This window comes from Pseudomonas sp. NMI760_13 (genome assembly GCF_021283245.1).
Lineage (GTDB): Bacteria > Pseudomonadota > Gammaproteobacteria > Pseudomonadales > Pseudomonadaceae > Aquipseudomonas > Aquipseudomonas peradeniyensis.
Genome location: NZ_JAJSRC010000026.1, coordinates 1 through 26301 on the forward strand (window position 1 = coordinate 1; position 26301 = coordinate 26301).

The 26301-nt window shown below is 56.3% G+C and carries 24 protein-coding genes; 11 read left to right on the top strand and 13 right to left on the bottom strand.

The annotated features are described in order from the left end of the window. The first annotated feature begins 551 nt into the window (after positions 1–551). From LU671_RS22145 to LU671_RS22160, 4 genes are read left to right on the top strand one after another with little or no spacing between them, the layout of a single operon-like run. Positions 552–2039: a SulP family inorganic anion transporter gene (locus LU671_RS22145; protein WP_021264363.1), complete on the top strand. Its 1488-nt coding sequence runs from the start codon at positions 552–554 to the stop codon at positions 2037–2039. Positions 2040–2053: 14 nt separating this feature from the next. Then, positions 2054–2905 (top strand): universal stress protein, encoded by an 852-nt coding sequence (locus LU671_RS22150; protein ID WP_021264364.1) that lies wholly within the window; start codon positions 2054–2056, stop codon positions 2903–2905. Further along, positions 2905–3264: a TraR/DksA family transcriptional regulator gene (locus LU671_RS22155; protein WP_021264365.1), complete on the top strand. Its 360-nt coding sequence runs from the start codon at positions 2905–2907 to the stop codon at positions 3262–3264. Before LU671_RS22150 ends, LU671_RS22155 begins: the two co-directional genes overlap by 1 nt. 45 nt (positions 3265–3309) lie before the next feature. Beyond that, entirely contained in the window at positions 3310–4272 is a 963-nt protein-coding gene (locus LU671_RS22160) for an SdiA-regulated domain-containing protein (RefSeq protein WP_021264366.1), read from the top strand. A gap of 45 nt (positions 4273–4317) precedes the next feature. Here the strand turns inward: LU671_RS22160 and LU671_RS22165 are convergent, their stop codons facing one another. Further along, the gene (locus LU671_RS22165) at positions 4318–4614 is read right to left on the bottom strand and encodes an SPFH domain-containing protein (RefSeq protein ID WP_232856934.1); all 297 of its coding nucleotides are present in this window, start codon (positions 4612–4614) and stop codon (positions 4318–4320) included. A gap of 73 nt (positions 4615–4687) precedes the next feature. Between LU671_RS22165 and LU671_RS22170 the strand changes: the two genes are divergently transcribed. Further along, complete coding sequence (locus tag LU671_RS22170) at positions 4688–5062, top strand: hypothetical protein (protein WP_033997839.1); 375 nt, start codon at positions 4688–4690, stop codon at positions 5060–5062. Positions 5063–5064: 2 nt separating this feature from the next. Here LU671_RS22170 and LU671_RS22175 read toward each other — a convergent pair whose 3' ends face one another. Further along, positions 5065–5985 carry a hypothetical protein gene (locus tag LU671_RS22175; protein ID WP_054889006.1) on the bottom strand — a complete coding sequence of 307 codons (921 nt, stop codon included), beginning with the start codon at positions 5983–5985 and terminating at the stop codon, positions 5065–5067. Between the two features lie 423 nt (positions 5986–6408). Between LU671_RS22175 and LU671_RS22180 the strand changes: the two genes are divergently transcribed. Together LU671_RS22180 and LU671_RS22185 are read left to right on the top strand one after the other, a co-directional pair. Then, positions 6409–7443, top strand: coding sequence for a DNA-binding protein (locus LU671_RS22180; protein WP_010792471.1), 1035 nt, complete (start codon positions 6409–6411; stop codon positions 7441–7443). Positions 7444–7576: 133 nt separating this feature from the next. Then, on the top strand, positions 7577–8776 hold the full coding sequence (locus LU671_RS22185) for a hypothetical protein (protein ID WP_021018396.1): 1200 nt from the start codon (positions 7577–7579) through the stop codon (positions 8774–8776). 30 nt (positions 8777–8806) lie between these two features. On the opposite strand, the gene LU671_RS22190 is transcribed toward LU671_RS22185, so the two are convergent. The 7 genes from LU671_RS22190 to LU671_RS22220 form a co-directional block, all read right to left on the bottom strand. Continuing rightward, a complete protein-coding gene (locus tag LU671_RS22190; protein WP_010792474.1) occupies positions 8807–9898 on the bottom strand; it encodes a hypothetical protein in 1092 nt (363 codons plus the stop codon). Positions 9899–10705: 807 nt separating this feature from the next. After that, positions 10706–10927, bottom strand: coding sequence for a hypothetical protein (locus tag LU671_RS22195; protein ID WP_010792475.1), 222 nt, complete (start codon positions 10925–10927; stop codon positions 10706–10708). 1068 nt (positions 10928–11995) lie between these two features. Continuing rightward, positions 11996–13384 (bottom strand): tyrosine-type recombinase/integrase, encoded by a 1389-nt coding sequence (locus LU671_RS22200; protein ID WP_010792476.1) that lies wholly within the window; start codon positions 13382–13384, stop codon positions 11996–11998. Between the two features lie 37 nt (positions 13385–13421). Then, a complete protein-coding gene (locus tag LU671_RS22205) occupies positions 13422–14267 on the bottom strand; it encodes a prepilin peptidase (protein ID WP_021018399.1) in 846 nt (281 codons plus the stop codon). Then, positions 14264–14668 (bottom strand): response regulator, encoded by a 405-nt coding sequence (locus tag LU671_RS22210; protein WP_010792478.1) that lies wholly within the window; start codon positions 14666–14668, stop codon positions 14264–14266. Before LU671_RS22210 ends, LU671_RS22205 begins: the two co-directional genes overlap by 4 nt. Positions 14669–15346: 678 nt before the next feature. Then, the gene (locus LU671_RS22215; RefSeq protein ID WP_010792479.1) at positions 15347–15871 is read right to left on the bottom strand and encodes a hypothetical protein; all 525 of its coding nucleotides are present in this window, start codon (positions 15869–15871) and stop codon (positions 15347–15349) included. Positions 15872–16748: 877 nt separating this feature from the next. Continuing rightward, complete coding sequence (locus LU671_RS22220; RefSeq protein ID WP_010792481.1) at positions 16749–17030, bottom strand: hypothetical protein; 282 nt, start codon at positions 17028–17030, stop codon at positions 16749–16751. Positions 17031–17178: 148 nt separating this feature from the next. Between LU671_RS22220 and LU671_RS22225 the strand changes: the two genes are divergently transcribed. The 3 genes from LU671_RS22225 to LU671_RS22235 all read left to right on the top strand — a co-directional run bounded on the left by LU671_RS22225 (position 17179) and on the right by LU671_RS22235 (position 20239). Beyond that, entirely contained in the window at positions 17179–19113 is a 1935-nt protein-coding gene (locus LU671_RS22225; protein WP_010792482.1) for a hypothetical protein, read from the top strand. 209 nt (positions 19114–19322) lie between these two features. Next, positions 19323–19718 (top strand): hypothetical protein, encoded by a 396-nt coding sequence (locus LU671_RS22230; RefSeq protein WP_010792483.1) that lies wholly within the window; start codon positions 19323–19325, stop codon positions 19716–19718. Next, a complete protein-coding gene (locus LU671_RS22235; RefSeq protein ID WP_021018402.1) occupies positions 19715–20239 on the top strand; it encodes an RES family NAD+ phosphorylase in 525 nt (174 codons plus the stop codon). Before LU671_RS22230 ends, LU671_RS22235 begins: the two co-directional genes overlap by 4 nt. A gap of 45 nt (positions 20240–20284) precedes the next feature. Here LU671_RS22235 and LU671_RS22240 read toward each other — a convergent pair whose 3' ends face one another. Together LU671_RS22240 and LU671_RS22245 are read right to left on the bottom strand one after the other, a co-directional pair. Beyond that, complete coding sequence (locus LU671_RS22240) at positions 20285–21535, bottom strand: TerD family protein (RefSeq protein ID WP_010792484.1); 1251 nt, start codon at positions 21533–21535, stop codon at positions 20285–20287. Between the two features lie 196 nt (positions 21536–21731). Further along, positions 21732–22787 (bottom strand): prepilin-type N-terminal cleavage/methylation domain-containing protein, encoded by a 1056-nt coding sequence (locus LU671_RS22245; RefSeq protein WP_021018403.1) that lies wholly within the window; start codon positions 22785–22787, stop codon positions 21732–21734. Positions 22788–23164: 377 nt separating this feature from the next. Here LU671_RS22245 and LU671_RS22250 point away from each other — a divergent pair, with 377 nt between their 5' ends. Next, positions 23165–23356, top strand: a complete 192-nt coding sequence (locus LU671_RS22250) for a hypothetical protein (protein ID WP_010792486.1) — start codon at positions 23165–23167, stop codon at positions 23354–23356. A 421-nt stretch (positions 23357–23777) separates the two neighbouring features. Here the strand turns inward: LU671_RS22250 and LU671_RS22255 are convergent, their stop codons facing one another. Both LU671_RS22255 and LU671_RS22260 read right to left on the bottom strand, forming a co-directional pair. After that, positions 23778–24923 (bottom strand): glycerate kinase, encoded by a 1146-nt coding sequence (locus LU671_RS22255; protein WP_021018404.1) that lies wholly within the window; start codon positions 24921–24923, stop codon positions 23778–23780. Positions 24924–25047: 124 nt separating this feature from the next. Next, positions 25048–26133 (bottom strand): sugar diacid recognition domain-containing protein, encoded by a 1086-nt coding sequence (locus LU671_RS22260; RefSeq protein ID WP_010792489.1) that lies wholly within the window; start codon positions 26131–26133, stop codon positions 25048–25050. Between the last annotated feature and the right edge of the window lie 168 nt (positions 26134–26301).

The window sequence follows — 26301 nt, forward strand, 5'->3', positions numbered from 1 at the left end:
CTTGAAATCCGTCATCGTTCCGTCCGTCCAATCTCCGCCAAGCATGCTCAAGCTTCACGATTTTTGCAACAGAGCCCACACGAGTATTGAGCATAGTCGAGATTGGTGCAGATCACTTCTGATATTGAACTGTCAGGAGCTGGCTGCACAACAGCCATTACGCCCAATCAACTGGTGCAGTCGTCTTCTGAAAATGACAATCCAGTTAGGGTATAGCTCAGGCTGACATCCAAGCTGGACGCCCTAGTCGGGGTTGACTCGCAGAAATTGCCCTCTTCCTGTAGACTGTCGCGGCCATTGAGTTACCAAAGACATTCGATAAGACCTCATGCTTACCCTGCAAAACATGATCTGGCTGCCTACGCCGCCATAGCGCTTCGCCCCCCGCATCATCTGTGACTGCTTGCTCCGCCAGCAGTCACGCTCTGCTGTGCCTTCGGTTTTAACACCCTCCACAGCACCCCTACATCCGACAATTTGACCTCGTATCGACCAGCTGCACATGGCTTGCGCCGTGCTGTGCTGCGCGATCCATTGCCTTGGGAATTCTGATGCTCCACTCGTTAAAACAAACCTGGTTTTCCAACATCCGTGGCGACATCCTCGCCGGTCTTGTGGTCGCCCTGGCCCTCATCCCTGAAGCCATCGCCTTCTCGATCATTGCCGGGGTTGACCCCAAGGTCGGCCTGTACGCCTCTTTCTGTATCGCCGTGGTGATCGCCTTTGTCGGTGGCCGACCCGGCATGATCTCGGCCGCAACTGGGGCCATGGCACTGCTGATGGTGACCCTGGTCAAGAATCATGGTCTCGAATACCTGCTGGCTGCCACGCTGCTGTGTGGTGTGTTGCAGATCGCCGCCGGTTACCTGAAGCTCGGCTCGCTGATGCGCTTTGTCTCGCGCTCGGTGGTGACCGGCTTCGTCAATGCGCTGGCAATCCTGATCTTCATGGCTCAGCTGCCCGAGCTGACCAATGTCACCTGGCACGTCTACGCCATGACAGCCGCGGGCCTCGGCATCATCTATCTGTTCCCCTATGTCCCCAAGATCGGCAAGCTCATCCCATCGCCGCTGGTGTGCATCATCGTGCTGACCGCCGTCGCCATGTCGGTTGGGCTGGATATCCGCACGGTCGGTGATATGGGTCAACTGCCAGATACGTTGCCAATCTTCCTCTGGCCTGACGTGCCGCTGACGTTCGAGACGTTGGCCATCATCTTCCCTTACTCGGCAGCGCTGGCCGTGGTCGGTCTGTTGGAATCGATGATGACCGCGACCATTGTCGACGACCTGACCGACACCTCCAGTGACAAGAACCGCGAGTGCAAGGGTCAAGGCGTGGCCAACATTGCTTCGGGCCTAATCGGCGGTATGGCAGGTTGCGCGATGATTGGTCAGTCGATCATCAACGTTAAATCCGGCGGTCGTTCTCGTCTGTCCTCCCTGGCCGCAGGCGTATTCCTGCTACTGATGGTGGTATTCCTCGGCGACTGGCTGAAGCAGATCCCGATGGCTGCGCTGGTGGCAGTGATGATCATGGTGTCCATCGGCACCTTCAGTTGGGATTCGCTGCGCAACCTGAAGAAGCACCCACTGTCGACCAACATTGTCATGGTCGTCACCGTGGTGGTCGTGGTGGCCACCCACAACCTGGCCTTCGGCGTCTTGGCCGGCGTGCTGCTGGCCGCGATGTTCTTCGCCAACAAGGTTGGCCATTACATGGCGATCAGCTCTTCGCTGGACGAAACCAGCGAACACCGCCTCTACGCGGTCACCGGCCAGGTGTTCTTCAGCTCGGCCGACAAGTTCGTCGCAGCCTTCGACTTCAAGGAAGCCTTGGACAAGGTAACCATCGACCTGAACCGTGCCCACTTCTGGGATATAACCGCCGTTGCCGCCCTGGACAAGGTGGTCATCAAGTTCCGCCGCGAAGGCACCGAAGTCGAAGTGCTGGGCCTCAACGAAGCGAGCGCCACTATCGTGGATCGCTTCGGCGTTCACGATAAACCCGACGCCATTGATCAACTCATGGGCCACTGAGAAGGAGAACAACAATGACCCACGTAATTGCCTGTATCGACGGTTCCGCCTCGTCCCCAGCCGTTTGCGACTACGCAGCCTGGGCCAGTCTGAGCCTGGAAGCACCACTGACCTTTCTGCATGTGCTGGATCAGCGCCAGTACCCGGTTGCAGCGAATCTGAGTGGCAATATCGGGCTTGGCAGCCGCGAGCACCTACTCGATGAGCTTGCTTCCCTGGATGAACAGCGCGGCAAGTTGGCCCTTGAACAAGGGCGGATCATGCTTGCGGCCGCGAAAGAGCGTGCCATGAAGGATGGTGTGGCCGCACCGGAGTCCAAGCAACGCCATGGCGATCTGCTGGAAAGCCTGCAAGAGCTACAAAGCGAAACGCGCCTGCTGGTCATCGGTCGCCAGGGCGAGTCTAGCGGCGGTCTGAGTCAGCATGTCGGAAGCCAGCTGGAGAGCGTGATTCGTATCATGCACCGACCAATCCTGGTCACCCCGGCCAACTTCCAAAAGCCCGAGAGCGCGATGCTGGCATTCGATGGCGGCGCTACTACCCGCAAGGGTGTGGAGATGCTGGCAGCCAGCCCGCTGCTGAAGGGACTGCCGATCCACCTGGTCATGGTTGGGCCCGTGAGCGATGAAGCGTCCGCGCAGCTGGACTGGGCGCAGAAAGTGCTGATCAACGCCGGGTTCACTGTTCGTGCCGAGACCCGGAACGGCGAGATAGAGCCTACCCTGCACGCCTATCAGAAAGAGCATGGCATTGATCTGCTGGTGATGGGGGCCTATGGCCATTCCCGTATCCGGCAATTCCTGGTCGGTAGCACCACGACCAGCATGCTCCGCACCACAACCAGTCCGCTGTTACTGCTGCGCTAATGGCCTTGGAGGACGCCCTCGATCTTGCCCATTTCAAGACCCTGCTGGAACAGCGGGCTGCCGAGCTGGATCGATTGCTGGAAGACGCTGAGTCTCGCTCGCAATCGGTAGAGCTGGATCAAAGCAAGGTAGGGCGTTTGTCGAGGATGGATGCACTCCAGCAGCAAGCAATGAACGATGCCATCCGCAGTCGGGCGCAGCATGAACGCGTCCGCCTCCAACTGGCCCTCAAGCGTTGGCACGAGGGTGAGTATGGCTGGTGTAACCAATGCGGCGAGTTGATCGCCTCGGGCCGCTTGGAATTCGATCCGGCCACGCCGTTTTGCGTCACCTGTGCCAGCCGCACCGAGTCGGGTTGAAACCATCACGGCTGGTGGCGTCAGTCCCATTTAACGAGACTTCTAATGTATTTGATGGCTAAAAACTGGCTGGGCAGAACACGGAAAGTAAGTGTTTGGATGTGGGCGCTTCTGTGCCTTGTGTTGCTCACCGTATTCCAAGTACGTACTCATCACCTTGATGATCGTCTGTACTTCTGGATCAAGACCCACTGGCACACAGACGATTGGCAGGAACGTTCTGTTTGGCTGCCTGGCTATCGGGTTGAACTGGATGCTAGGCCGGTTCCCGGTGTGGACAATAACCTTTCGGGCCTGACCTTCGACCCTGATCTAAAACTGCTGTGGGCGGTTACCAATGGCCCGAACGAACTGCTGGCCCTAAGCCGTGACGGTGACGTGGAGCGACGTTACAGCCTGGATGGCTTCCACGATGTGGAAGCGGTGTCTTATGCCGGCAACGGTCAATTGGTAATTGCCGAGGAGCGTCGGCAGAGCCTGGTTATCGTGGATGTCCCCATCGACGAAAACGGCAAGCTTTCTTCTGACCGCTCATTGAGCCGAAACCAGTATCCAGCTCTGACCTTGGCACTTGGCAAAGAGGGCAACAAAGGCCTTGAAGGGCTCGCCTACGACCTGGAAGGTGACCGCCTGTTTGTGACCAAGGAGCGTGACCCTCGCCAATTGCTTGAGGTGAGCGGCCTTCGTGCCAGTCTGACAGGAGGTTTTTCCCTGCACGTCCGCGACCTGTCCAGCTTAGTAAAAGACAAGGTATTTGCCACTGACTTGTCTTCGGTCGTCTTCGATCAACAGAGCGGTCATCTGATATTGCTGAGCGACGAGTCGAAACTGCTGATTGAAATGACCGATGAGGGCACGGTGGTGAGTTTCCGCTCCTTGGCGAGGGGGTTTGCTGGTTTGCTGAAAGGCATACCCCAAGCCGAAGGCGTAACCATCGACGATGAAGGGTATTTGTACGTGGTCAGCGAGCCGAACTTGTTCTATCGCTTTACCCGCGAGACAGATTGACCAGTCAACAAGCTACAGTCAGGCGTGGCCGGGACGCTTGAACTGTTAGCGTACGATTTTTTCCGAATTCTGCGGGCTCCCCTTCATTCGATCCTCGATGGAGCGCTCGTAGGCATCGCTGAAATCCAGATTCTCGATCTGAATGCTGTCGATAATGACAGGGCCATTGACGGAGCCTTTGAGCGCCGCGGCAGCGTCGATCACGAACTGCCCACGTTCTTGAACCGCACGAATCGCCGTGTAGCGGCCGAAGGTATTTTCGATCTGGTTGGGAACCTGGCGGCTGATCAGTCGGGATACCATCGACTCCAGATCACCGTAGGACTTGTAGAGGTCAGCCACCTGGCCAGGCTCGTCGAGTTGACCTGCGCTCAACCTACACCTGGTACTTAGTCCCAAATGAGTAATCCCATCGATGAGCAATCACGCCACCAACTACCTGGCCCTTGAAGCTTTCGCTGCAGCGAATGCTAGATCTATGGGGGCTAGATCTCGCTTCCAGTTTGGCGACCTGATGGTGTATGCCCGGATCGCGGCACGCAGGATTGGCGGGGAAGGCCGCTGGACGCTTGACCTGGCTGATCTGGAAGTCACGAATGAAGGCGAGCGAGGGAAGGGGCAATTCACACATTTCCTGAGCCATGCAGAACGGATTGCGGACAGCAATGGGTTGATCGTGTACGTGCAATCGATCGTCAATCAGCGACTGTTGAACAGCCTCGTAGCCAAAGGCTATTTCTTGCAGGGGTACGATGCCTACCGGTTGCGCCAGGCCCCACCGCCACCCTAGACCTATTCATCAGTCGATGGATTCTTAACTCCAAGCATCAATGCCCAGGTCCGAATTTCAGCTTCGAGTTCTGTTGCAGTGCGACGCACATCAACGTTGTCCTCCGCTCGTTGGAGGAAGTGCTTCGGAAACAGGCCAAGACAATCAATCCCCAACGCATGCGCACTAACCAAACCGGCAACGTCAACTCCTGTCTGGCCGCCAGATCGGATGAACTCGATTGGCCAGTGCTGGTGGACCTTGCCGATGACTTGGTACACCCAGGCATTGATGCTCTCCTGCGTCCAGCCATGCTTAGACAGTGTGTAGATACCGTTCCCGGCGACATTCAAGGTGCGCGCCTTTGCAGCTGACATCGCCTTATAGAGGCGCCGGGCAGCGGCGACTGGCTCGATTGAAACGGGGATGGCCACATAGGCTTCACCGGCCGCCCGCAGTGTCAATTGCTCACCCCGGGTTGTGAAATCGGAGGCAAAGGCGACGGTAATGTCAGCGCTCTTGGCATTCTCCCAAGTCCGAGGGGCGTAGCGGCCTGAGTCATGCTGTTCAATCCGAAGCAAGGGCTGCTTCGGTGTGGGAAGGGTGAACTCGGCATGGTGAACGTACCGGATTTCTGCGAGCGGGGAATTCTGACAGGCCCATTCGAACAGTGCGATAAGCCACCCCAAGCTGACACCGGGCGAGCGATCTTCAGTGTTTGGCTGAACAGCAGGTTGCTGGCCGCGCTGGCTCCGTTGTCGTTTCAACAGATGACCTAGGGGGACCATTGCATCTTTGCCAAGCACCGGTGTCCCGTCTCCTCCTACAAGCAGCAAATGACAACCTTCATCAACTGCAGCCTGGAGCAGCTCCCTAGAGACCGCGTGACTGAAAACACATCGGCCCTTTTCCCAGAGCTCGACTGTCGCGACCGGCCCTTTCATTCCGTTTCCTGTGAGTTCAGTTTGTGCAAGGGCGACAGAATACACTCACGCTCGCTTCACCACCTCATCGCGGTATTGGAAGGCTCTGCTTTTTGCTCCTTTCCCCCAGCTTAGCGGCCGCCCCTCTCAGTAACAGCCACCACGATTTGTAGCCAGATCAGCCCCGCAGCGAAATTCATCCGTACGCGCAAAGTACGCCCTACACCCCACATGAAACCGCCAGAAATCACGTACAGGGCCGTTTTGAGGCTATGGCCAAGGATTACAGTTTTTATCCGATGTGATTTTTAACCCGTTTCTCTTGCGCATGACCTATAATATTACCGTAATTACCTGTTACGTAATGCAAGTAACAAAAGTTCGCCGGTAAAATGGCGCCAAATCATAGTTTTCGGATACTGTCAATAGGTACGGAGGGCAGCCATGAGCCGCGTTGGGATCACGAAAGAGGAGGTTCGCCAGGCGATTGCGCAACTCCGTAACCAGGGTTCCCCAGTAACTGTGCGTTCCATACAGGCCATCACAGGCGGCTCCTACTCGACAGTGCAGAGGTTCTGGAAGGATCTCCGCGACGAGGAAATCGAAATGCTGGGCGATGGCGGGCGCATCCAGACCGAGCTGCAGGCCTTGGTACACGCGCTTCACGACAAGATGAAAGAGAACTCCGAGCGGATCGTTCGTGAAGGCGAGCAGCGCTGCGAGGCGCAAATCAAGGAAATGGAGGAGGTCCTTGATGGCGAGCGAGTGGTGCACCAAGCCACCGTCGATCAGCTTGCGAAGACTGAAGGCACCCTTGCCGATCGCGAACGGCTGCTGGGCGAACTGACTGAGCGCTTGAACTCGGCCAACATTGAGTTGGGCCGCCTGGCCCAGGAGCTGACTGACACGCAACGTAACCTGGAGGTGGAGAAGCGCTCGACCAGCAAGCTAACCCACGACCTTCAAGCAGAGCGGGATGCTCATGAGCACTATCTCGCAGCCCTGAACGAGCAACGCCGGCAGGAGCAGGCGACTTTCGATAACGCGCTGACCTCTCTGCGCGAAGACAACCGCACCCTCTCGGCGGACAACATCCAACTGAGAGGGGAAATCCTGAGCCTGAATAAGCAACTGTCTGGCATGACCTCCCAGTTGACCGACCTGCAAGCGCAGAACAGGAAGTTGGCGCTTGAGGCTGACAGCGCGAAGGACAAGCTGCAGGTCGCAGAGCAATCACTCATGAACCTGAGGATCGAACTCGCCACGGTAAAAACTCAGCATTCGGAGGCCGAAAGGCAGCTTGAAAGCGCCGTCAAGGAGAGACGAGAGACCGAGGAGAAACTGGTGGAAGCAAAAGCCTCTGCTCGAACTCAGAACAGCGAGGTGAGACGCCTTTCCGCCCAGCTGGAGGGCATGAAGGCAGAGCTTTCCTCCCGCGTCCAATCCGCGGAAGAACGTGGTGCGGAAGGAAACACCTGAGGACCTGGCAGATAGCCATCAGTAGGACTGACTGGCATCATTCGGCTCGGGCGTTATGGTCAACGGGGGCTCATAAACCGCCGTGGGCCGCCGATAACGCAGACAGGCGATCAACAAGTAAAGGATGATCTTGATGCAACTTCGTGCAGCAGCCTCCGGTCTGCTTCTGGCCCTCCTGGCCGGCCAAACTGTGGCAGCAAGCTTTGACTGCTCCAAGGCCAGCAGCTTCCCCGAAAAAGAAATCTGCCGTGATGGCTACCTTTCCGGGTTGGACGATTGGTTAGCCAAATCCTATAGGACCGCTCTGGAGGTAAATCCTGACCAGTACGAGGCGGTCCGTCAGTCGCAGCGTGAATGGCTCGCTACAAGGGATGCATGTACTGACCAAAAGTGCCTCGACAAAACCATCGGCGCCCGCATACAGGCGCTTGATCAATATGTGACGGCAGAGAGGGGTAAATCGGCATCGGCTTTAGCTCAGGCCCAGCTCATCAAGCGCCAGGAAGAGGAGGCCATCAGGCAGCGGCAAACTGAGGAGCGCCTGGCGGCTGAAGACGCAGCTCGACAGAAGCAGATCGAGAATCAGCGCCAGCAGGCGATCATCGAACTCCAGCAGCGCGCTCAGGCCGCCCAAGCGATCGAATCTCAACGGGCGCACCAGCAGGCACCAGCCCAAATCCCGCAGTACCAACCACCCCAACAGGTTGCGCAAGCTTCGAGTACAACCTCGTTCTCGCCGTCATACCGCGCGCCGGAGAAATCTCTGTGGCAGCAGTTCAAATCCAGCCCGGCCTGGAAGTACATGCTGCTGGCGGGTGCGCTTCTGACAGCTTGGGCGATGTGGAGGCACCATCAGGGGCAAGCAACCATCTACAACGACTATACGGATGCCGCAATCACGAACCTCTTGCCGGCTGCAGGCGTGGTGTTGGCCTTCTTGATGAACTGGCTCGAGCTCCCCCGTCAACTCGCAATGGTCGCAGGCCTAACGGGTTTCATGCTTGCATTGATGTTCGCGGTGTATGCGTCAGTGCGAACCAATCAGGGATGGCTGAGCATCAGCCTGTCACTCATCGCCAAAATGACTCTGGTGTCAGTGTTCTATGCGGTGCTCGGCGCACTGGTGGCATCACTATTCGTAAGCACAAAGTACAAAGGGGAGTCCCAGGCTAGAGCGAATGCAAGGAATCGAAGGGAGAAGAAAGAAACGATGGCCATGATCGCCGCGCTCACTACTGCCTACACCTTCCTTTCGGCTTGGCTGTGCCGGCGGCAAGAGTTCATCCCAGTTTCTGAATGCCTAGCTTTTGACTCGACCGCAAGCGTTGCTTAAGTCATCCCCATGAGGCGCGGTCACCGCGCCTCAAGCTGATTCAGCCTCGGCAGCATCAATGTCTTCCGCATCCTCTAAGTCATCCCCTACAGCCGTAAGGATTTCCAGCTCAGAACGGATGCGCACCTTCGCTCCGATCTTCAACCCTCGGACTATTTCGTCCCCGTCATCGTTCCTGGAGATGTCCCAACCAGGTTCAATCCAGGCCTTCGCCTGCCAGTCTTCGAATCGCTTTTTGAGATCCGACTTCACCCGCCGCTTGACCTTCTGATACTCGGATTTTGAACCACTGAACTCGTGGTACTTCTCAAGCCCGATAGGCCATACCCCATCTCTATGGGATGCGATGAAGGGCAAAAGCTTGGTCCCAAATCGATCCAATTGATCCATGATCTCAAAGGGCACCAGGGTGGTATTCACACCATCGAAGAAAATTGCAGCGATCGGGTCAAGGTTAAGCAGTAGTCGCCCTGTCTTGTGGTTCTTTGCCTGGTTGGTCAAGAACCGCATGCTGATATCGACCACCGTATCATCTGACTCAATTGCCGCCGCGATCTCCTTGATCTGATCTCCGTAGCGATTCTTGATGTACTCGAGAAAGAAGTCCCTATCAGGCAGTCCGAGCGGCGGTCGTGTGAGCAGGTTGTAGAGTCTCTTCAGAGCAGGCTTGCTTGAAATCCGCAGTTCGCCGCCGGCGAGGTCATCAAGAATCCTTCGGGCCTTTTTGAAGTTCGCACCGGAGTCGTCGAGCTTGAGCCAACGACAGACATCAGCCTGTTTGACTTTGACGGACTGGGTCAGTGACCTGCCGCGGGCCAGCACCATGATTCGGGCCAGGACGAGTTCGTGATCTGTAGACAGCGCCGGACCGCGGTACCAGATTGAGCCCGATCCCAAGGAGAAGATCTCTGTCCATTCCTGGAAGAAGAGGCCTTTGGGAATCTTGCCCGCTGAGAAGAGGGCTGAACGGACGATGGGGTTGCTTTGCTCAAAGAAACGCTCATTCGTGAAAGGGAGAACGCCCTGACCTGATTCCAGATCGAACTTTGTTTGCAGCTTGAATCGCCTGTCATCTACAGCTACCTGCCGTACTTCTTCAGGTGTCAGCTTCAACTCGGTCATGGCCTATCTCTCTTACTTTTCGCGTTTCGTCCGTCTCGACAAACCTGATGCAAAGGATATATTCCCTCATCTTGATTTTTTAGTCCAAATCAAGACCGTTTTCGCATAAGCCGTTCTGAGATCCGCTTTGGCGGTTCGGATCGCCGGAATCCTGTGAGCGCTCAGAGCATTCCGGCTCGAAGAAGATCAACCCACTTGTTCGGCATCTCTCATACCGTACACAGGATTCCGGTCGCTAAAACCGAGCAAGGCTTTGCTGTATCCCATGAAAAACGGGGCGCTCACAAGAATCCGGTTACCGTGGCAATAGGTTCGGAGCTCGAGCGCTCACCAGATTCCGGCCGGGAGGATGAGCGCTCTTTCACGCACCGCTCAGGAAATTCCGGTCCATTCTGCGTAGTGCCGATCACCGACCATGCCTCCAGGGCAGGAAATACGGGCCGCTCACCAAATTCCGGCCGGAATATCGGACCTGGTCTTCCACTGAAAACCCTGCCCCGTAAATCCGCGGAACGCGCTGATGTGGTCTTCCCCGGCTGGATCGATGCCCCACGAGGAGAAAACCGGGCGGGCAGTCCGTACACAGAATTCCGGTCACCCTCTGCCTCCCTAGCCGGCGCGCTGCCGGGCGCTCACCAGAATCCGGAGTTGAACGGTGTAGCGTCCAGCGGGACGCTGCGCTCATGAAATTCCGGTGTTCAGACCTCTATCTCTCAATCGCACTCCAGCTCTTGCCCCCATGCTTTACACAGTTGCAAAGCCCCGGGGGAGTAGGTGTACACCAGATTCCGGTTCACCCTAGAGCAGTCATTGAGCCTTGCGCTCACGATATTCCGGCCTATCCACCTCGAGGATTGGCATGCGCTGGGTACCGCTCACGAGAATCCGGTCTTCCTGAAGGGTAACCACCGTCAAAGCCAGTTGCCGCTCAAAGGAATCCGGTACCAGAAAAGCAAGCCCTGGACAGACGTCATCAAGGCCGCCCCTCGGCGCGTTTCCCAGCTCACGGAATTCCGGCAAATTCAGCATGCGGGCCTGGTCGTGATCGTAATCGCTTCTTCCTGGTCACCGGAGACTATGATGGGGCTGGGCTATTGCGCCAGCCGCGCGCCCCATGACTCTGGCGTCGACGCTGGAAGTTGCGGCTCAGGGATGTGGGCAAGGCCCATCCGCTGTTGCTAGCCCCCGTACCACTCATAAGGCTGCCAAGGTTGGCCAGCTCGAGCAGCCCCGAGACCGATTCAATCTTGTGCGAGTGCCTTGTTGTGCCCGCTCACTAAAATCCGGTCGATCTGCGCATCGCCAAGTCCGACTGGCAGAGCCTGCGTCGGACTTGGCGTACACGAAATTCCGGTTGGTCTCGATGTGCATTTTGCCGCAGGCCGGCTAGATTCCCGGGCGCTCGCAAGATTCCGGTCCCCGCTCCACCCTCATTGCCTCCCTTGGCGCTCAGGAGATTCCGGTTCGAGGAGCTAATAGCCGCGGGTAGGGGCGTTTGGGGAAGCGCTCAGAGAAATCCGGTCTCGCATTAGCCGTATTCCAGACCTGAACGCCCTCCCGCTCAACAAATTCCGGTTCAGAAGGGGATTTACCCGTACGCTCACAGCATTCCGGTCGTTAGCCAGGCGTGACTCATGCTGTCAGTAAAAGGTAACCATATACAGGTGTAAGCCACTGTATTTAAAGCCGATTTACTGATGCTTCGGTAAAGTAAAGCAGTTGCCATGCACAGGTTGCACACAGCTTAGACACAGGTTATCCAGAAATTAATGGCTAGTTATCAACAGGAGACCGGATTCCGGTGTACGCCACCGGAATCCCCTGAGCGCGACCGGAATCTTGCGTGCATCAACCGGAGTCCTCTGAGCGCTGACCGGAGCCTCGTGTACGGCTACCGGATCAGGCTGTACGGGTCCCGGAATCCGGTGTACGGCGTCAAAGTAGCCTACGGTAGACAGGGCTTGGGGTGCAGCCATCTGTCCACACCCTATAACCCCAATCGGTAACCCCAAGAAAGATAACCCTGTTCTCTAACCCGGAAGGTAAGCCGATCGCAGGCTAATCCCTGTTGTTGCTTGCGCTAACCCGCCCGCTGGATCAGCGCTTGACCGTCAGGCCTTCAACTTCAGCCGCACGCTGATCGTCCAGCGAGTTGTAGTAGATGTCCTGAGTCGTGCTCATCGACTTGTGCCGGAGATCGGCCTGAAGGTTTTTTGCATCACGATGAGGAGCATCAAAGGTCGCCCCTGTGTGACGAAGCCAATGCAGGGTGGCAACCCGTAGGTCGTCAACTTCACAATCCGATCGTCCCTCCTCATGCATTCGCTTCAGAGCCCGATCAAAGACCTCCTGGACAATGTTCCGCACCTGGCGATCACTCAATCCTGGGGCACCATTCAACTTTGTGAGGAGAGGGGCCTGCTCTCCCTTCAGTGGCAGGGGCGTGAGATTACGGCTCTGACGGTACCGCTTCAGGTACTTGAGGTAGTCAGGCTTCACTGCAATGCGCGCTTCTACGTTCCCTTTACCAACCACCTCGTACCACCAAGTTTCATCCTCCTTGACGAACGAACCCATCGTTGGAGTCCAGAGCTGATTACCTACCAGGTCCGAGACTCGTAGGTACATAGAGAACAGAGAAGAGACAATGAACAACGTGCGCTCATGAGATTCCGGTGCTTCGTTAGCCATGAGCTCCGCGGTCTCGATCACGAAGTCCCACTGCAGCTGGGTAAGGGATTTCCCGCCACTTCGTTTGGCTGTGGTCCTGATCCAACGACTTTTGCCCTTGATCGCCTTGAAGGGGTTTCCTTGAGCCAGGTCCTCCTGAGTCAAAAATTCGAAGAACGAACTACAGATGGAAAAGACCTGCCGGATACTGCCCTGAGCCATTTTGTAACCAGACACCCCCAACTCCTCGCCGGCTTCCTTGGCTCTCTTTCGATCACTTTTCGAAATCTTGATGCCGAAGGGGCGCCAGGCAGGGTTCGGTTCGTAGACGCCCCCCCTTGGGAGGAACCTCTGGCGTACAGCATCTCCCACCCAGCTCGCGGGCGGAGCCACGTTGAAATCCATGAATCTCTCAGCGTCAGACCGGCGCAAGTCCAGAATCGATTTCCCTGCGATGATCCAGGACCACAACAGGATGCGCTCTACCTGCGTGCGATAGGCCTTAAACGTGGTTGCTTGGCCGCTATAGGACTTCAAAAACGCTCGAGCATGGGCGAGGTCATTTGCTGCCGGAATATGGGGAGCGAAAACCTTTAGGAACTCCTCAATCGCCGGCCGCTCTGCAACGTACTCAGCAGCCGAAGACGAGAGAAAGGTTTCGTAGGTATCAAACAGTGGGGAAGGGCGAGCGCCACTGTTGGGTGTTTTTGCTGGAGCTGGCAAGCGGACCTCGGAGCAATAGAAAGCGAATACCCCAAGGTTAACCGCGTTGCTTCGTAGCACAAGCCAAGATTGCCCTTGAAGCGCCCAGATCATGGGGCGCTCAGGAAATTCCGGTCCCGGATTTCACCGTTTACCGGTACAAAAGCCAATGATTGATTTCACTCCCGAAAACCAGGGTGATCACCCCACCTACGATCAGACCAGGACCAAACGGCAGATAGCGGTCCTTTCGGCCGAGTCTGATCGCCATCCCCACAGCAGCAGTGGTCACGCTGGCGATCAGCAAAGTCGCGGGCAGCACTTGCCACCCCCCCCAGGCACCAAAGAGTGCAAACAGCTTGTAATCACCTTGGCCCAGGCCCTCGACACCGCGGACGACGTAGAAGAGCTTACCTATCGTCCAGAACGTCATATATCCCACCACCGCCCCTGCAACCGCGTCGTGCAACGACGCGAATACGCCGAAATAGTTCGCAACCAGACCGAGCCAAAGGGCTGGAAGTGTAATCGCATCTGGGAGCAGCATGACCTTTAGGTCGATCAGGCAAAGGGCTATGAGCATCCACAGCAGCACTATTGCGGCACAAGCAGCAGGAGTTACACCGTAGTGCCAGGCCAGCGACGCGGAGAGGAGGACGGTCGCCAACTCAACGGCAGGATAAGTGATGCTGATCTTGGTGCCACAGCCTGAGCATTTGCCGCGTAACGCGATGTAGCTCACCACTGGGAGGTTTTCCCAGGGGCGGATCTTGTGCCCGCAATTGGGACAAGCAGAGGAGGGCGACGACAGGGTGAACCGGCCAACTGGTTCGCTTGAGGGTAGGCCCAGGCATTCCTGAGCCTCAATTGTCCAGGCGCGTTCCAGCATGATCGGCAGCCGGTAGGCCACGACGTTGAGGAAACTCCCAACCATGAGGCTCACAAGCGCAACGATGCCAATGAAGAGTTCTTGGTCTGCTTGGAGTATTTCAATCACGCTATGACAGACTCCCAGCCTTTGGGGATGAAGCCAGGGACGTAGCGGCGAAGGGACTCCATCATTTTGTCGAGAGTAGCTGGCTTCACGATGTAGCCGGCCGCACCAGCTTCGACTGCCAGACGCTTGTCTTCCTCAGCGGCCTTGCTCGAGAGAACGATGATCGGCGTGATGCTGAGTTCGCCATGGCCCGAGCGGAGCTCACGAATATGGGAAAGGCCGTTGTGCCATTCGCCCAGGTACAAATCCATGAAAATGACGTCGGGATTGAACGACGGCACCACCTGCAGGAGCTCCTGCAGGGTACCCACCACCTTGACTTCATCGAACAGTTGATCCGCGCATTTCTGGGATACGTAGGCGTCGGTGCGAGAGTCGTCGACAATCAGGGCCTTGGACATAGTGATCTTCCGTTTGTTGTGAATGCTGGAAACCCATATCGAGCATGATCCAGCGGGCAAGGTCAGCCTATCGACGTCCATGGCCAGGTCAAACCAAAACAGGGGGCCGGATTGCGGTGGCCAGGGTAGGGAGCGATGAGCACCTGCAGTCAAACCAGGATGACGCTTTCCAGATGCTGGCGGGTTAGCTGCAAGCAACATCGGGGTGCGATGCTCGGTTTAAGTAGTGGGGTTAAAATGAATGGGGTTATTTAACATGGGATTACCAACTGGGGTTATAGGGTGTGGATAGATGGCTACAACAAGCAGCGGGCTTGTGTTTACAGTGCGTCTTGACGCGCACAGCTTTCCGGTGTTAGTACACATTATTCCGGTGACCGCTCAGGAATTACCGGTAACCGTACATGCTAATCCGGCCACCGCACATAGAACTCCGGTAGGCGCTCACTAAATTCCGGTTCCGCACATCGAATTCCGGTAGCCTGTTGATAACAAGGCTATTTTCTGTTTGCAACCTGTATATAAGCTGTTCGTAACTCCGCATTTCCGCTTAACTTATAAAGCGGAAATATGAGCGGAATAGTCCTTCGCCAATATATAAGGGTAGGGTAAAGACCGATCTTTCCCTGTGTCTTGCTGTATTTACGTCAAACCCAGAATTGGCGTTGTTTGTACGATTTATGGATCTTGGATTTGTCTGGCGATGAATGCCCGTTGTCTAGGATCGAAGACATGTATTAACACCTTTTCCTGGAACCCATTGCCATTATTGATGTACACCGGCTGCCGGAATACCACCAACTGCCTATTTGGCGTGCCAGCAACAAAGCGCTGGGCCTTTCCAAAGAGCATTTTGGGACGCTGCTGCGCTTGGCCTGGCGAGAAAGAGTTCGTGGGTGATCCTTTGAAACGCCGGCCATTCGCTACGAAATCTTTCTTCACATGCTTTCCGCGGAAGGCCTTTTTGCCGTGAACGATGAAGGGCACGGCCTCGTTAGCGTAGTTGTGCACTCTGATCTGGCGTTTACCGGCATGGTTGTGAGGATTATTGGCTCGCTTCTGTACATGCGAGTGGCCGCCGCGATTGAAGTCCCGCGCCAATAGTTGTCCATCGGTGACCTGGGTGTTGGGAAACGGCTGGGAGGCGCACAGCGGACTGATGATGCAACTGGTCAGCAAGGGAATCAGTGTGAGCGAACGCATGGTGGGGCCTCCGTTCGGAATCCCCGGAATGCCCCCAAATGAAGTATGGCACAGTCTATAGTTCAGCCTGGTGTTAGGCCCATTCTGAGTCTTCGCACTCATGCATGAGCGAAGATGCAGATTCCACAATTTTGATGCTTAAAAGTTGTAAAAACAGACATGCCTAGCATTTCCGATTATAACAATAATCGGAAATGCTAGGCATGTCTTTGCGCTCTGCTCCAGCAAATTGGGCGGACACGCACTGTCTCTTGGGGAAACTCCATTTATTTGAGCGGCGTTCCGCCACCCCCTAAATGTAGCCCTGCTTCTTAGCACCGTAAGACCGATGTCTTCTAAGCGTTCGGCCTGAGTATCACTTAGCACCGCACAAGTCGACAGAGTTCCGCGAGAGCGAGTTGTTTTGTGTAGCCGGCGCCTACCAGGCTGTGTGGTACATTGCCGCGCGGTCGGTGGTGCGCGTTCTCCTGGTGTACGTACCAAAGTTGGCCGGACCACCCCAGCACAGGCTGGGTTCAGCACAGGTATTAACATCTTCAACACAGTCCATCTTATTTCCTCACCTTTGCGAGGCATAGGCTCTTAGTGTCCTTATCTCTGATGCTGTAGCAGGACGAAGCATTACCTCTAACCTCGGCCAAACATAACTTCTCAGTTTCTTTGTTCTTGATGCTGTAACACTTCGAAGTGTTACCACTGGTTACCGCCAGGCAATAGCTTTCCGAGTCTTTATCCTTGATTCGGTAGCAATCGTTTGATCCCGCTAAAACCAATCCAGGGCTCATGCACATCAATAAAGCCAGAAGCTTCATACTGCTTGTTCTCTTGTGAGCGGATGGAAAATCATACACCTATCACCCTTGAATTTACTGGCCTGCTAGTTTCGAGTGTTGTTCGCTGACGCTCTTGGCTTGCTGGAAAGCTCTCGCTCCATAACCACCAAAGCACACTCCTTAACGCCTTGCGGGCAGTTGAGGGATATGACCTCCACCGCCTTCAGGCTCCATCCATCACCGGAGTGTTTGGTCAAGGTGGCTGCAAGGTCGTGGAACCGCTCTGAGAAGACCTGGTATTCCAACCCACCATTGCCTTGAGCCCCGCCAACCAGCAACGGGACGATAGCGCTGGCCTGCACCAGTATTCGAATGCCTGCCTTCATCCTGAATCACCTCTAAGACAATGCAATTGGGGAGCCCACTATTGGCTAGTTTTCGGGGATGGAGTCGTTACACTCTTCTCAAAATCTAGTTCAAGTACGTCCCGGGTGATCTACGCGCTGGGTGCTGTGTGCTTAAGGTGCCCAAGGTATGCCACGAACACGTTTGTTCCTCCCTCTCTCCCGTCCTCAGGCAAATGCTTTGGAAGATCGCGACTGCGCCCCCGTAGTGCTGCTTTCGCAGTGGTCTATTCCGTCCTTGGCGGCAGTGATCGCGATCCAGTCACTACCGACGCTGGCTCAGACAATAGATCCCAGTGCTCGACTGGAGCGCGCATTAGCGGGCCTTATTGATGCCGGCTTTGACCTGGAATCCGCTGGCCAGGGAGCTTCTTTCTCCTCGCTGGTGATCAGCCGCTTCAACCCTCAGTTGTTCAGCGCCGGGCTAAATCAGCTGCGGCCACTGTCAATCCGTCTTCTCGAACCCGAAGATCTGGATGCAGAGGATTACCTCACTGAAGACCGAAAATGGGACTTCGAATTCACCCCACGCCATGCAGAGGCCTTGAACCCATTTACCGAGGGTTTTGTTGACGCAGCTGGAAACTCCTTCAACCTCGCCCCCCAACAGGCCCGGGCATTCCGTGTCTTTAAGTCAGAACTGGATGAGGACTTTCACCTCCAGGCTCTCGCCGGAACGGGAAAGACGTTCATGATCGAACGTCTCATCGACTGCCTCACCTCTTACCGCCCTCTCGTCCTGGCCATGACCAAGGTGCAACTTGATGCCCTGCAGCAGAGGATCGGTACAGGGCGGGTAACGGGTATGACTTTTTCGGAGCTTGCAGTCCGCTCGCTTCAACTGGATGTCGGGCGGCATGGTTCCAGATCTTTCCGCTTATCGATGAGACGAGCGCGTGTAGAGATGAGCCAGATTGCCAACCACCTAGAATTCAAGCCCGTTGGTAACCTCACTCCCAGTCAAGTCGCCTCAGTGGCCAACAGGACTGTCTTCCGGTACTGCACAAGCCGTGACGCCGAGATTGGAGTTCATCATCTTCCATCATTGGGCGGGTCGTACTCGGTGCCCCAGAAAGAGCTTCTGGTCCAATGCGCAAATCGACTCTGGCAAGAGACCATTTTCCCGTCGTCTTCATCACTGGAGCTACCTGTCCGTGGCTACCACCGGATCAAAGAGGTTTCGCTCAGCAGTACAGCGGCCGTCGAGCCAGGCTTCACTCACGTGATCGTCGATGAGGCCCATGACCTCCCTGCCCCAATGGCTCAATTCCTGGATCGGTGCTCTATCCCGGTGATCACCTTGGGGGATTCCTGCCAGCGCCTGGACGGGGCCGCTGTGGAGCGTGCGCCACACGTTCGCCGGCGTGAAATATTCCACTCTCTCCGTTCTGGCCGAGAGATGGAAGCTGCGGTGAACACCCTGATCGAGCAGAACCCTGTGGTCGACGTGCACCCGCTCGAGGGGAACCGCGATCAGGACACAAGGGTCGTGTTCTATAGCCGTCCCTTCATTCCCGAGCAACCCACTACTATCTTGGTGTGGTCTGAATGGGGAATGTTTGAGTGGTTCCAGCGCTTGGCCAACGCGAAGGCACAGTTCAGCCTTCTGCCAGGGTGCGAGGGAGGTTTTAGGTGGTTTGTCCTCGACTGCATAGGGCTCTACCGCGAAGGAATCAGACCGACACACGGCGCCCTGTTCAAGTACACCTCCTGGGACGCGCTGCGAAGGGATGTCTCGAAGCGGGAGAGCGCCTTTGATCGTATCGACCGGATGCTTGAAAAGGGATATTCCACAATGGACTTCGAGCGCAGCCTCATGAAGTTGGAACAGTCTGGCAAGACGCCATACAAACTGGGAACGGTCGTTGCGGCCAAGAACTCGGAGGTCAATTCTGTGATGCTGACCCCTGAGCTACTGGATAGCACCGGTTCCGATCGTCTGGATGCTGCCCGGGCTTTTGCTGCGGTCTACACAGGAGGTACCCGCGCCCGCCATCAGCTTTTTGTACCTGGGCATTTACAGGAATGGGCTTCCGATACTGCGGCCAGGGCGAAGTGCACCTAGCCCAGGAGATGGCATCCCCTCCTCCGCTTGCTGGCGGCCTGTCCGCGGGCATAGCCGGCGGCAGCGAGTACCGCTTGTGGTTAGTTTGCTCAACCGGGGGAAGGCTTGGATCTTGGGGGCGTCGAGCCTTAATCGCCGCGGCAGCTTGAAAGATGCGCATATTGTGCGAGAATTGTGCATAGTAAGTGCATTCTTAAAGGAGGCCCCCTATGGCCAGCAAAGCCGTATTAGAGCTTCGCCCCACCAACTTCGCGGGCTTGATGGACGCTCTCAAAGAGGTGAACCGTGTGATGTTCTCTCCTGAGCGCTTCCTCAAGGTTTTTTCGATGGACCAGCAGACCTTGGCGCTCCGGGCCCATGTCCATCGCAACACCGTGCGCAACGCGCCTGAATCGGAAAAGGTCCAAGCCTACATTCGTGATTCAGTGAAGGTTCTGCGTGCAGTGACCGACATGGGCACGGACGTGACGAATGCCATCTTCTGGTTTAAGAACGAGCCTCTTTCCACGTTCAACTACAAGACCGCGGAGGAAGTGGTCAGCGAAGGAAAAACCGAGCAGCTGATCGCTTTCCTTCAATCCTGGGAAGCTGGTGCGCAAGGATGAAAATCATCGGAGTGCAGGACCTCCCCTGCTACCGAATGCACACTCCCAAGTGGTCCGTTGCGCCTACATCTGGAGCTGGAGCTGCAACCCAGGGTGGCCGGGTTAACCGAAAGGGGCTAGAGGCTCTATACCTCTCGCTTGAGTCGGCAACGGCCATTGCTGAGTTTCAGCAAGGAAGCGCATTCCTTCCACCAGGTCTGCTGGTCAGCTATTCCCTCAGTCTGGACCGAGTGATCGACTTCACCGGCGGCTATGACGATACCTGGGCCCCGATCTGGCAAGACTTTTTCTGCGACTGGAGAAAGATTCGCTTCAACGACGGCGTTGAACCGCCGAGCTGGATTGTCGGGGATCTGGCTATCGAGGCTGACTGTGCTGGGATTCTGTTCGAGTCCGTTGCGAACCCTGGAGGTCGGAACCTGGTGCTTTTCACCGATCAGTTGCCGGTGCATGGGAATATTGTGGTAAACGATCCTCGCGGGGATCTCCCTACCGACCAGTCATCTTGGACGCGCCCGTAGTGCAAGCCCGGTGCCAGGCTCACGCCTGGCTACCGGGGTAGCTCCTTACACGTACTGTTTGCTTCCTTTCCGCTCGAGCGGACGCCCTTTGAACACGTGCGGGCCGTCCATCGTCAGTTCGACCTTGTCTCCCTTGCGGATCAGCCAGGGCGTGGCTTCAGAACCGGTTTTGGAGGTCACTCCGCTGGGGCTTATCCGAATTTCATCGCCGTCGATTTCGATCGTCCCCAGGACGTAGGTGTAAATCAGACTGCTGAAGAACCCGCTTTTAAATTCGAAGGCACACTCTACTACCTGGTCCCCATACTCCATCCGCATTCTCGGCTTGAGGGAGGCAACCGACACGGCGCCATTGTCGACCGCGGAATAGACACTGCAGACCAGCGCAACTTTGCCACCCATGCGATGGGAGATGGCCGGGTTGATCTCGACGGTTTCGATCCCAGGAGCGGAGGCGCTGGCACTCACCACGTCACCGGTATGGAACACAAAGGGATCAGCATCGAAGGAGCCTCGCTTGTCAGGCGCCTGGATTATGGACATTCGACCGTCTGGGCGAAGGATGCCGATGCGAAGGTCTAGGTCGTCATTGTCCCGACCGTCGCCGTTGTCCACCCAGGTGGCGCTGACCTTGATCGCCTTCGGCGCGGCCGCACCTTTCTCCAGTGAGACTTTGTGTGAGGTTCCTGGCTTGTCCAAGGTGACAACTGACTTGGTGATGTTCACCGGCTTTGCAGGGGGCGCGGCCGGGGTTGGAGCAGCTGCCGGCGCTTCGTCGACCTCTACACCGTACATGCCACAGAGCCCGGCCAAGCCAGAGGCGAAACCCTGCCAGACTGATCGCGCCTTTGCCTGGCCATTTCGAATGTAGAGTTCGAGCACGATGATCCCCGTCTCCCGGTCGAAGGCCCCGGGGGCAAGGTCCAGTACCTGTTCGCCGGCGATGACTCGAGCAGTGAGGTTGGGCACTTCGGCGAAGCCTCCACCGCTGCCGTCCTGGGTCAAGGTGATGGCGATCTTCGAAATTGTGGGTGGAAGACGGCTCAAGTCAAAGCTGATGCTGTGGCTGACCGTTCCGGCCTGGTTGATGGGAGGAGAGAAAGCGGCTGCGCCGGAGGCATGCTCTGGTGCATTGAAGAAGACCATTCCGCTGTCATCGATCACTTTGCCTGTGTCAGTGACGAGGAAGGCCGTCAGGTTCACGTCGAGATTTGCGCCGGCGGAATGCGCTACCAGGACCTGGCCTTTGGGCTGGTTGATCGTTGTGTTCTCGCCGGGTTTCAGGGATTGACTCAATTTGCGTCGCCTATTCCTTGGTTGATGTGCAGGCGATCTCGCCTGGATTGCATTACTTGAGATCAGCACTCACCCGCTCAGGGCCAAATCTCATTGGTGAAGTGTAACGGGCCCAGCCAAAGGTAGGAGTCCATAAGCCACTGACTGCCGTAGCGATTTGGCTTCCTTCGTGTGCGTCGGTACACATCGATACACCTCAGTACACCTCGCAACAGTACACATCGTGGTCAGAATATCCGCTGCCGTAGCCGTTATAGTTCATGCCTGTGGCTACCATGTTTGCAGGACAAATCTTTGTCGCAAACGGTGCACCAGTGATCCATCGGCAGTTCCTCATGCCATTGATGCCGCCAGGCTTTGTCCAGCGGTAATTGTCACAAGAAAGAGTGGCACCAGTCGAATTCCGCGCCTGCTGGCCGAGGATTCCACACGCGGTATTTTCGCCAACGATGTTGGCGATGACCGCCCCCTGTTTCAGCACCACATTCCCATCGAATTGCGAGGCCCCACCAAACCAGGTTTCACCATACACAGCGGCGGTGCCGTAGGTTACCTGGCTACCGATAGTCGCTGTTCCGTTGATAGTTGCATAGTTGGTTACAGCGGAGTTTGAATTGACCTGCCCTGAAATCGAAGCAGATTGGGCAGTTAAAGTATTCGTGCTCACATTCCCACTGATTGATGCCGATACCGCCGAGATATTATTAACCTCGCTTATATTATTTCCGCCAAGCAAGAGATTAGTCTGCATCCTATTCAGGTCAGCATTAGCTGTTACAATCCGCGATAGTTTGGAATCAAGTGCTGGCTCTGAGCCCGGCACTCCAATTGTGGTTCTTATTCGGTTCGCAGCTGTGTCTACGATGCTTGTCCCGGGGAGCATGTTAGAAAGCACACCGTCCCAGTCTTGGGCAACCTCCTGGTCAACGCTAAATGTAAAAGCGGTGCATGAGGTGGACACCGCCTTATTGAATTTGTTGACCGAAAGGTTACCCGGAATGAGAGGGGGAACGTTGTCTTGTAGTGCTTGGATAGCCTGCAAACACGTAGCGCCACCAGGCCAGGAGCCGTTTCGCGCTCGATATGTTCTGGCCGCATCGATCACAGTCTGAGTTTCAGAGGCTGCGAGTTTTACTCTATTGTCGTTTATCTCCTCCAAGTATCTTGGAACAGACATAACAGCCAACATAGACATTATTGCAATTACAACCGAGAGTTCAAGCAATGTGAATCCAGCTTCACGGGTACGCATCGAGGAATATCCCAAAACGTGTTTTTGATTTCGGTGGGCTAAGGCCGTGCAGAGCGCGCTAGCTCATATTCAGTTTCCGAAATTCGATGTAGGGATACACGCCAAATGATGGCTCTGAAATTCCATTAAAACTAACACGATACGTGATTTATAATTCAACGCAGACTGCGGAACAGCTAGCATTTATCCTAACGCTCAGCTTTTCCTGTGATCACAGTTTGATTACATTGCAATAAAATCAAGCCATGTTGGCTTGGTATCGAGCATTGAAAAAGAAGCTCTGGGGGGGGTATGACCAATTCAGCCCATCCGAGGCTTCTGGCACAGTCCAACGGTTGTTACGGTGGATGCTCAAATCCTGAAGGAGGATCAGCCTGATGTCTGTCGCACTTTCTATTCCAACCCCCCGTAAGCAGCGAATCATCGAGATAGCCTCGGAGATCGTGGATACGAAGGTTGAGCGCGGAGAACTCGACCCCAATGATGAGGGTGCAATGGACGCCGCATGCAGGGAGGCCGTCCTAGATGCAAAGACGCTCTACGATGCTGCCGTTGAATACGTCAGCTGAGGCCTCCTCGGAGACAGAGCATGTCGTTCGAGCAGCCCCTTCGCCTGTCTATAAAGGAGACCTCTTTCCCATGAGAGAACCAATCATTACCCCTGAAGACAACGCCCAATACAGGCTGCTCATGGCCGACTGTGTTCAGCTGATGCGTACGTCCAGAGGCGAGCCGGTGCCCACGTGCCACTTCACGGCGAAGGAGTTCCATGAGTGCGACTCTGACCCCAGCGGCCGCACTGATGGGTATCAGTGTCGGCATTGCGGCCACACTGAGTCGAGCGCCGAAGCCTGGGCGAAAGTCGAGGCGCGCAACCAAGGGCAGACTGCCTAGGGGCCAGGCCCTATTTAGGCCTTGCCCCTCCGTCCCGCTACCATCCCACTTCGCGGTTTCCACACCAGAATTGGGTCCTGGGGCTGAGGGGTTCCCTCAGGCCCCCCCTACTCTGGCTACCTTCCACAGTTGCACCACGTCCGCAGCTCTATGACGAAGCAGCATCGCTGCGTCAGCGCACGCGGACTCCAGATTCATTGGGCCAGAAGTGATTGAGAAGGCTGCAACGATTCCAATGTTGCGCAGACGCTGATACCCAGCTCCCAACGTGCCGGCGATCGCTACAGTCGGTACCCCTGCTGCAGCTGCGATAGCAGCTACCCCAGCAGGGGTTTTCCCATATAGCGTTTGCTCGTCCAGCTTACCTTCGCCGGTGATCACCAAGTCGGCTCCTTGAACTGCCAGGCTCAGCCCAGACAGATCTGCGATCAGCTGAACGCCGGGCCTGAATTCTGCCTGGAGAAATGCCTTTGCAGCGAAGCCTATACCTCCAGCAGCGCCAGCCCCGGGGAAATCACGAACGTCTTCCTGGAGCTGCTCTGCCACGATGTCGGCATACGCGGCCAATGATTCATCCAGAGCCAGGACCTGATCAGGTGATGCACCTTTCTGTGGGCCGAAAACGTGGGAGGCCCCTTTTGGCCCGGTGAGTGGGTTGTCGACATCACAGGCAACATCAATCCGGACTTTATGTAGCCTTTCATCCAAACTACTGAGGTCGATCCGCCGAAGGGCATTGAGCGCCAGTCCACCCTCCTCGAGCTCATCGCCGGCAGAGTCCAGAAACTTGGCTCCAAGCGCTCGCAACATTCCGGTACCGCCATCATTGGTCGCGCTCCCACCGAATCCCATGATGATTCGTTGCGCGCCGGCGTTTAGAGCCTGCAGAACCAGTTGACCAGTTCCGAAGGTGGATGCGCGCGTCACGTCGCGGGCGGCGGGCGCTACCAGGTGGATGCCACTGGCAGCCGCCATTTCGATCACCGCCGTGCGGGATTCGCTCAACCACCCCCAGGTTGCCTGGACCTCTGCCCCAAGTGGTCCACGGACGCGGCTGAACCGGCGTTCCCCCCTGGTGGCAGCCAGGACCGCGTCGACGGTACCCTCCCCTCCGTCTGCCATTGGCACGCATACGATTTCAGCGTCAGGAGCCGAATCTCGTACTCCCAGGGCAATGGCTTCCGCCACGAGCTCTGCTGACAGGCTTTCTTTGAACGAATCCGGTGCGATCACAACTTTCATGCAGTACCCCTCGGGCCAAGCTGTTGTTTGAGGGGATTGTTCCTGCTTCAGGTGCGCGGCGGGTAGGTGGGAATCACAGACTTTATGACGGTCTTTTGTGCAATTTTACAAGGCCCACGAATCCCTACTCCGCAGCCAGGATCATAGCCAGATAGAGTTCAGTGATGCCCTTGGGGGACGCGAGGTCGAAACCGGTGATATCGGCGATTCTCTCCAGTCTGTAACGAAGGCTGTTCCGATGGATATTCAGTGCCTCTGCACAGGCTTGGCCATCACTTCCGTGCTCCACCCAGCACTTCAATGTCTTACGTAGCTGGCCATTACCATCCTCTTGCTGCAGGGCGAGGTAAGGCTCAGCCAGTTGCTGAAATCCATTCTCGGAACGATACCGCCACACTGCGACCGGAATTCTGTGAGCGGCCAGATCAAGCCACTGGTTATCTGGGATCTTAGCTTGGGCGTAGGCCATCAAGTCAGATAGCTGCTCAACCTCAGAGCGCAGAGATCCGGTTTCGATGTTTGGGGTGCCGATCGCCACTCTGCTGAATGAAATGCCGGCGCGAGTTACCCGCTCACGAAAATCCGGTAGAACGGTGCGAGGTGGGCACCAGACCAGGCCTGATGCATGCAACGGAACGCACCAGGCGTCGGCTACCTGGTGCTGAATCCATCTGGTGACCTGCTCAATGTCGGATGGGTTGGCCAGCTCGAGGAGGATTGCCGTCCGACGAAGATCAGGTTTCAGACCCAATCGCTGGGCCTCAACGATGGCTCGGTGAGCAGACTGGCCGGAAAGGAGGATGGCAGACAGTACATCTTCAGTCCGCTTCTGGAGCCAAATCTGGTGCTGCTGGTCGTTCCGCTGGGCCACCAACATTTCAGCGGTCATTCGTACCATCTCAGCGAACGTGCGGACCTCCTCGGGATCGCCAGATACGCCGATGACGCCGATCAGCTGGCCATCCAGGCACAGTGGAAGGTTCACCCCTTCCTGAACGCCTCTGAGAGCGCCAGCAGCAGCGCTGTCGATTTCCACAGCCCTATTATTGGCGAGGACCAGTTGAGCCCCTTCGTGGCGGGTATAGAGGCGCTCAGCCTCCCCTGTCCCAATGATCAAGCCCTGGCTGTCCATCACATTCACGTTGCGCGGAAGGATGGCCATCGCTCGGTCGGCGATTTCCTGGGCGAGGGAGTGGTCAAGATCGAACATTGCCGGAGGCCTGTGTTTTATTTCAGGCCAGTGTACCGAGGCCGGCGGTTGCCACCAGCTTTTCGGAAAATCATTGCTCGGGGCCCAGAAACCCTGAGGAAGTCGCAATAGTTCCACCGCGGCTGATGGGAGCGCACATGAAATTCCGGTCCACTCTCTTGAACCGTC

Bases quoted from the DNA above. Each gene is read 5' to 3' on its own strand.
- LU671_RS22145 (WP_021264363.1), top strand. From the start codon at position 552: ATGCTCCACTCGTTAAAACAAACCTGGTTTTCCAACATCCGTGGCGAC.
- LU671_RS22150 (WP_021264364.1), top strand. From the start codon at position 2,054: ATGACCCACGTAATTGCCTGTATCGACGGTTCCGCCTCGTCCCCAGCC.
- LU671_RS22155 (WP_021264365.1), top strand. From the start codon at position 2,905: ATGGCCTTGGAGGACGCCCTCGATCTTGCCCATTTCAAGACCCTGCTG.
- LU671_RS22160 (WP_021264366.1), top strand. From the start codon at position 3,310: ATGTATTTGATGGCTAAAAACTGGCTGGGCAGAACACGGAAAGTAAGT.
- LU671_RS22170 (WP_033997839.1), top strand. From the start codon at position 4,688: ATGAGCAATCACGCCACCAACTACCTGGCCCTTGAAGCTTTCGCTGCA.
- LU671_RS22175 (WP_054889006.1), bottom strand. From the start codon at position 5,985: ATGAAAGGGCCGGTCGCGACAGTCGAGCTCTGGGAAAAGGGCCGATGT.
- LU671_RS22180 (WP_010792471.1), top strand. From the start codon at position 6,409: ATGAGCCGCGTTGGGATCACGAAAGAGGAGGTTCGCCAGGCGATTGCG.
- LU671_RS22185 (WP_021018396.1), top strand. From the start codon at position 7,577: ATGCAACTTCGTGCAGCAGCCTCCGGTCTGCTTCTGGCCCTCCTGGCC.
- LU671_RS22190 (WP_010792474.1), bottom strand. From the start codon at position 9,898: ATGACCGAGTTGAAGCTGACACCTGAAGAAGTACGGCAGGTAGCTGTA.
- LU671_RS22195 (WP_010792475.1), bottom strand. From the start codon at position 10,927: ATGCTGAATTTGCCGGAATTCCGTGAGCTGGGAAACGCGCCGAGGGGC.
- LU671_RS22200 (WP_010792476.1), bottom strand. From the start codon at position 13,384: ATGATCTGGGCGCTTCAAGGGCAATCTTGGCTTGTGCTACGAAGCAAC.
- LU671_RS22210 (WP_010792478.1), bottom strand. From the start codon at position 14,668: ATGTCCAAGGCCCTGATTGTCGACGACTCTCGCACCGACGCCTACGTA.
- LU671_RS22215 (WP_010792479.1), bottom strand. From the start codon at position 15,871: ATGCGTTCGCTCACACTGATTCCCTTGCTGACCAGTTGCATCATCAGT.
- LU671_RS22220 (WP_010792481.1), bottom strand. From the start codon at position 17,030: ATGAAGGCAGGCATTCGAATACTGGTGCAGGCCAGCGCTATCGTCCCG.
- LU671_RS22225 (WP_010792482.1), top strand. From the start codon at position 17,179: ATGCCACGAACACGTTTGTTCCTCCCTCTCTCCCGTCCTCAGGCAAAT.
- LU671_RS22230 (WP_010792483.1), top strand. From the start codon at position 19,323: ATGGCCAGCAAAGCCGTATTAGAGCTTCGCCCCACCAACTTCGCGGGC.
- LU671_RS22235 (WP_021018402.1), top strand. From the start codon at position 19,715: ATGAAAATCATCGGAGTGCAGGACCTCCCCTGCTACCGAATGCACACT.
- LU671_RS22245 (WP_021018403.1), bottom strand. From the start codon at position 22,787: ATGCGTACCCGTGAAGCTGGATTCACATTGCTTGAACTCTCGGTTGTA.
- LU671_RS22250 (WP_010792486.1), top strand. From the start codon at position 23,165: ATGTCTGTCGCACTTTCTATTCCAACCCCCCGTAAGCAGCGAATCATC.
- LU671_RS22255 (WP_021018404.1), bottom strand. From the start codon at position 24,923: ATGAAAGTTGTGATCGCACCGGATTCGTTCAAAGAAAGCCTGTCAGCA.
- LU671_RS22260 (WP_010792489.1), bottom strand. From the start codon at position 26,133: ATGTTCGATCTTGACCACTCCCTCGCCCAGGAAATCGCCGACCGAGCG.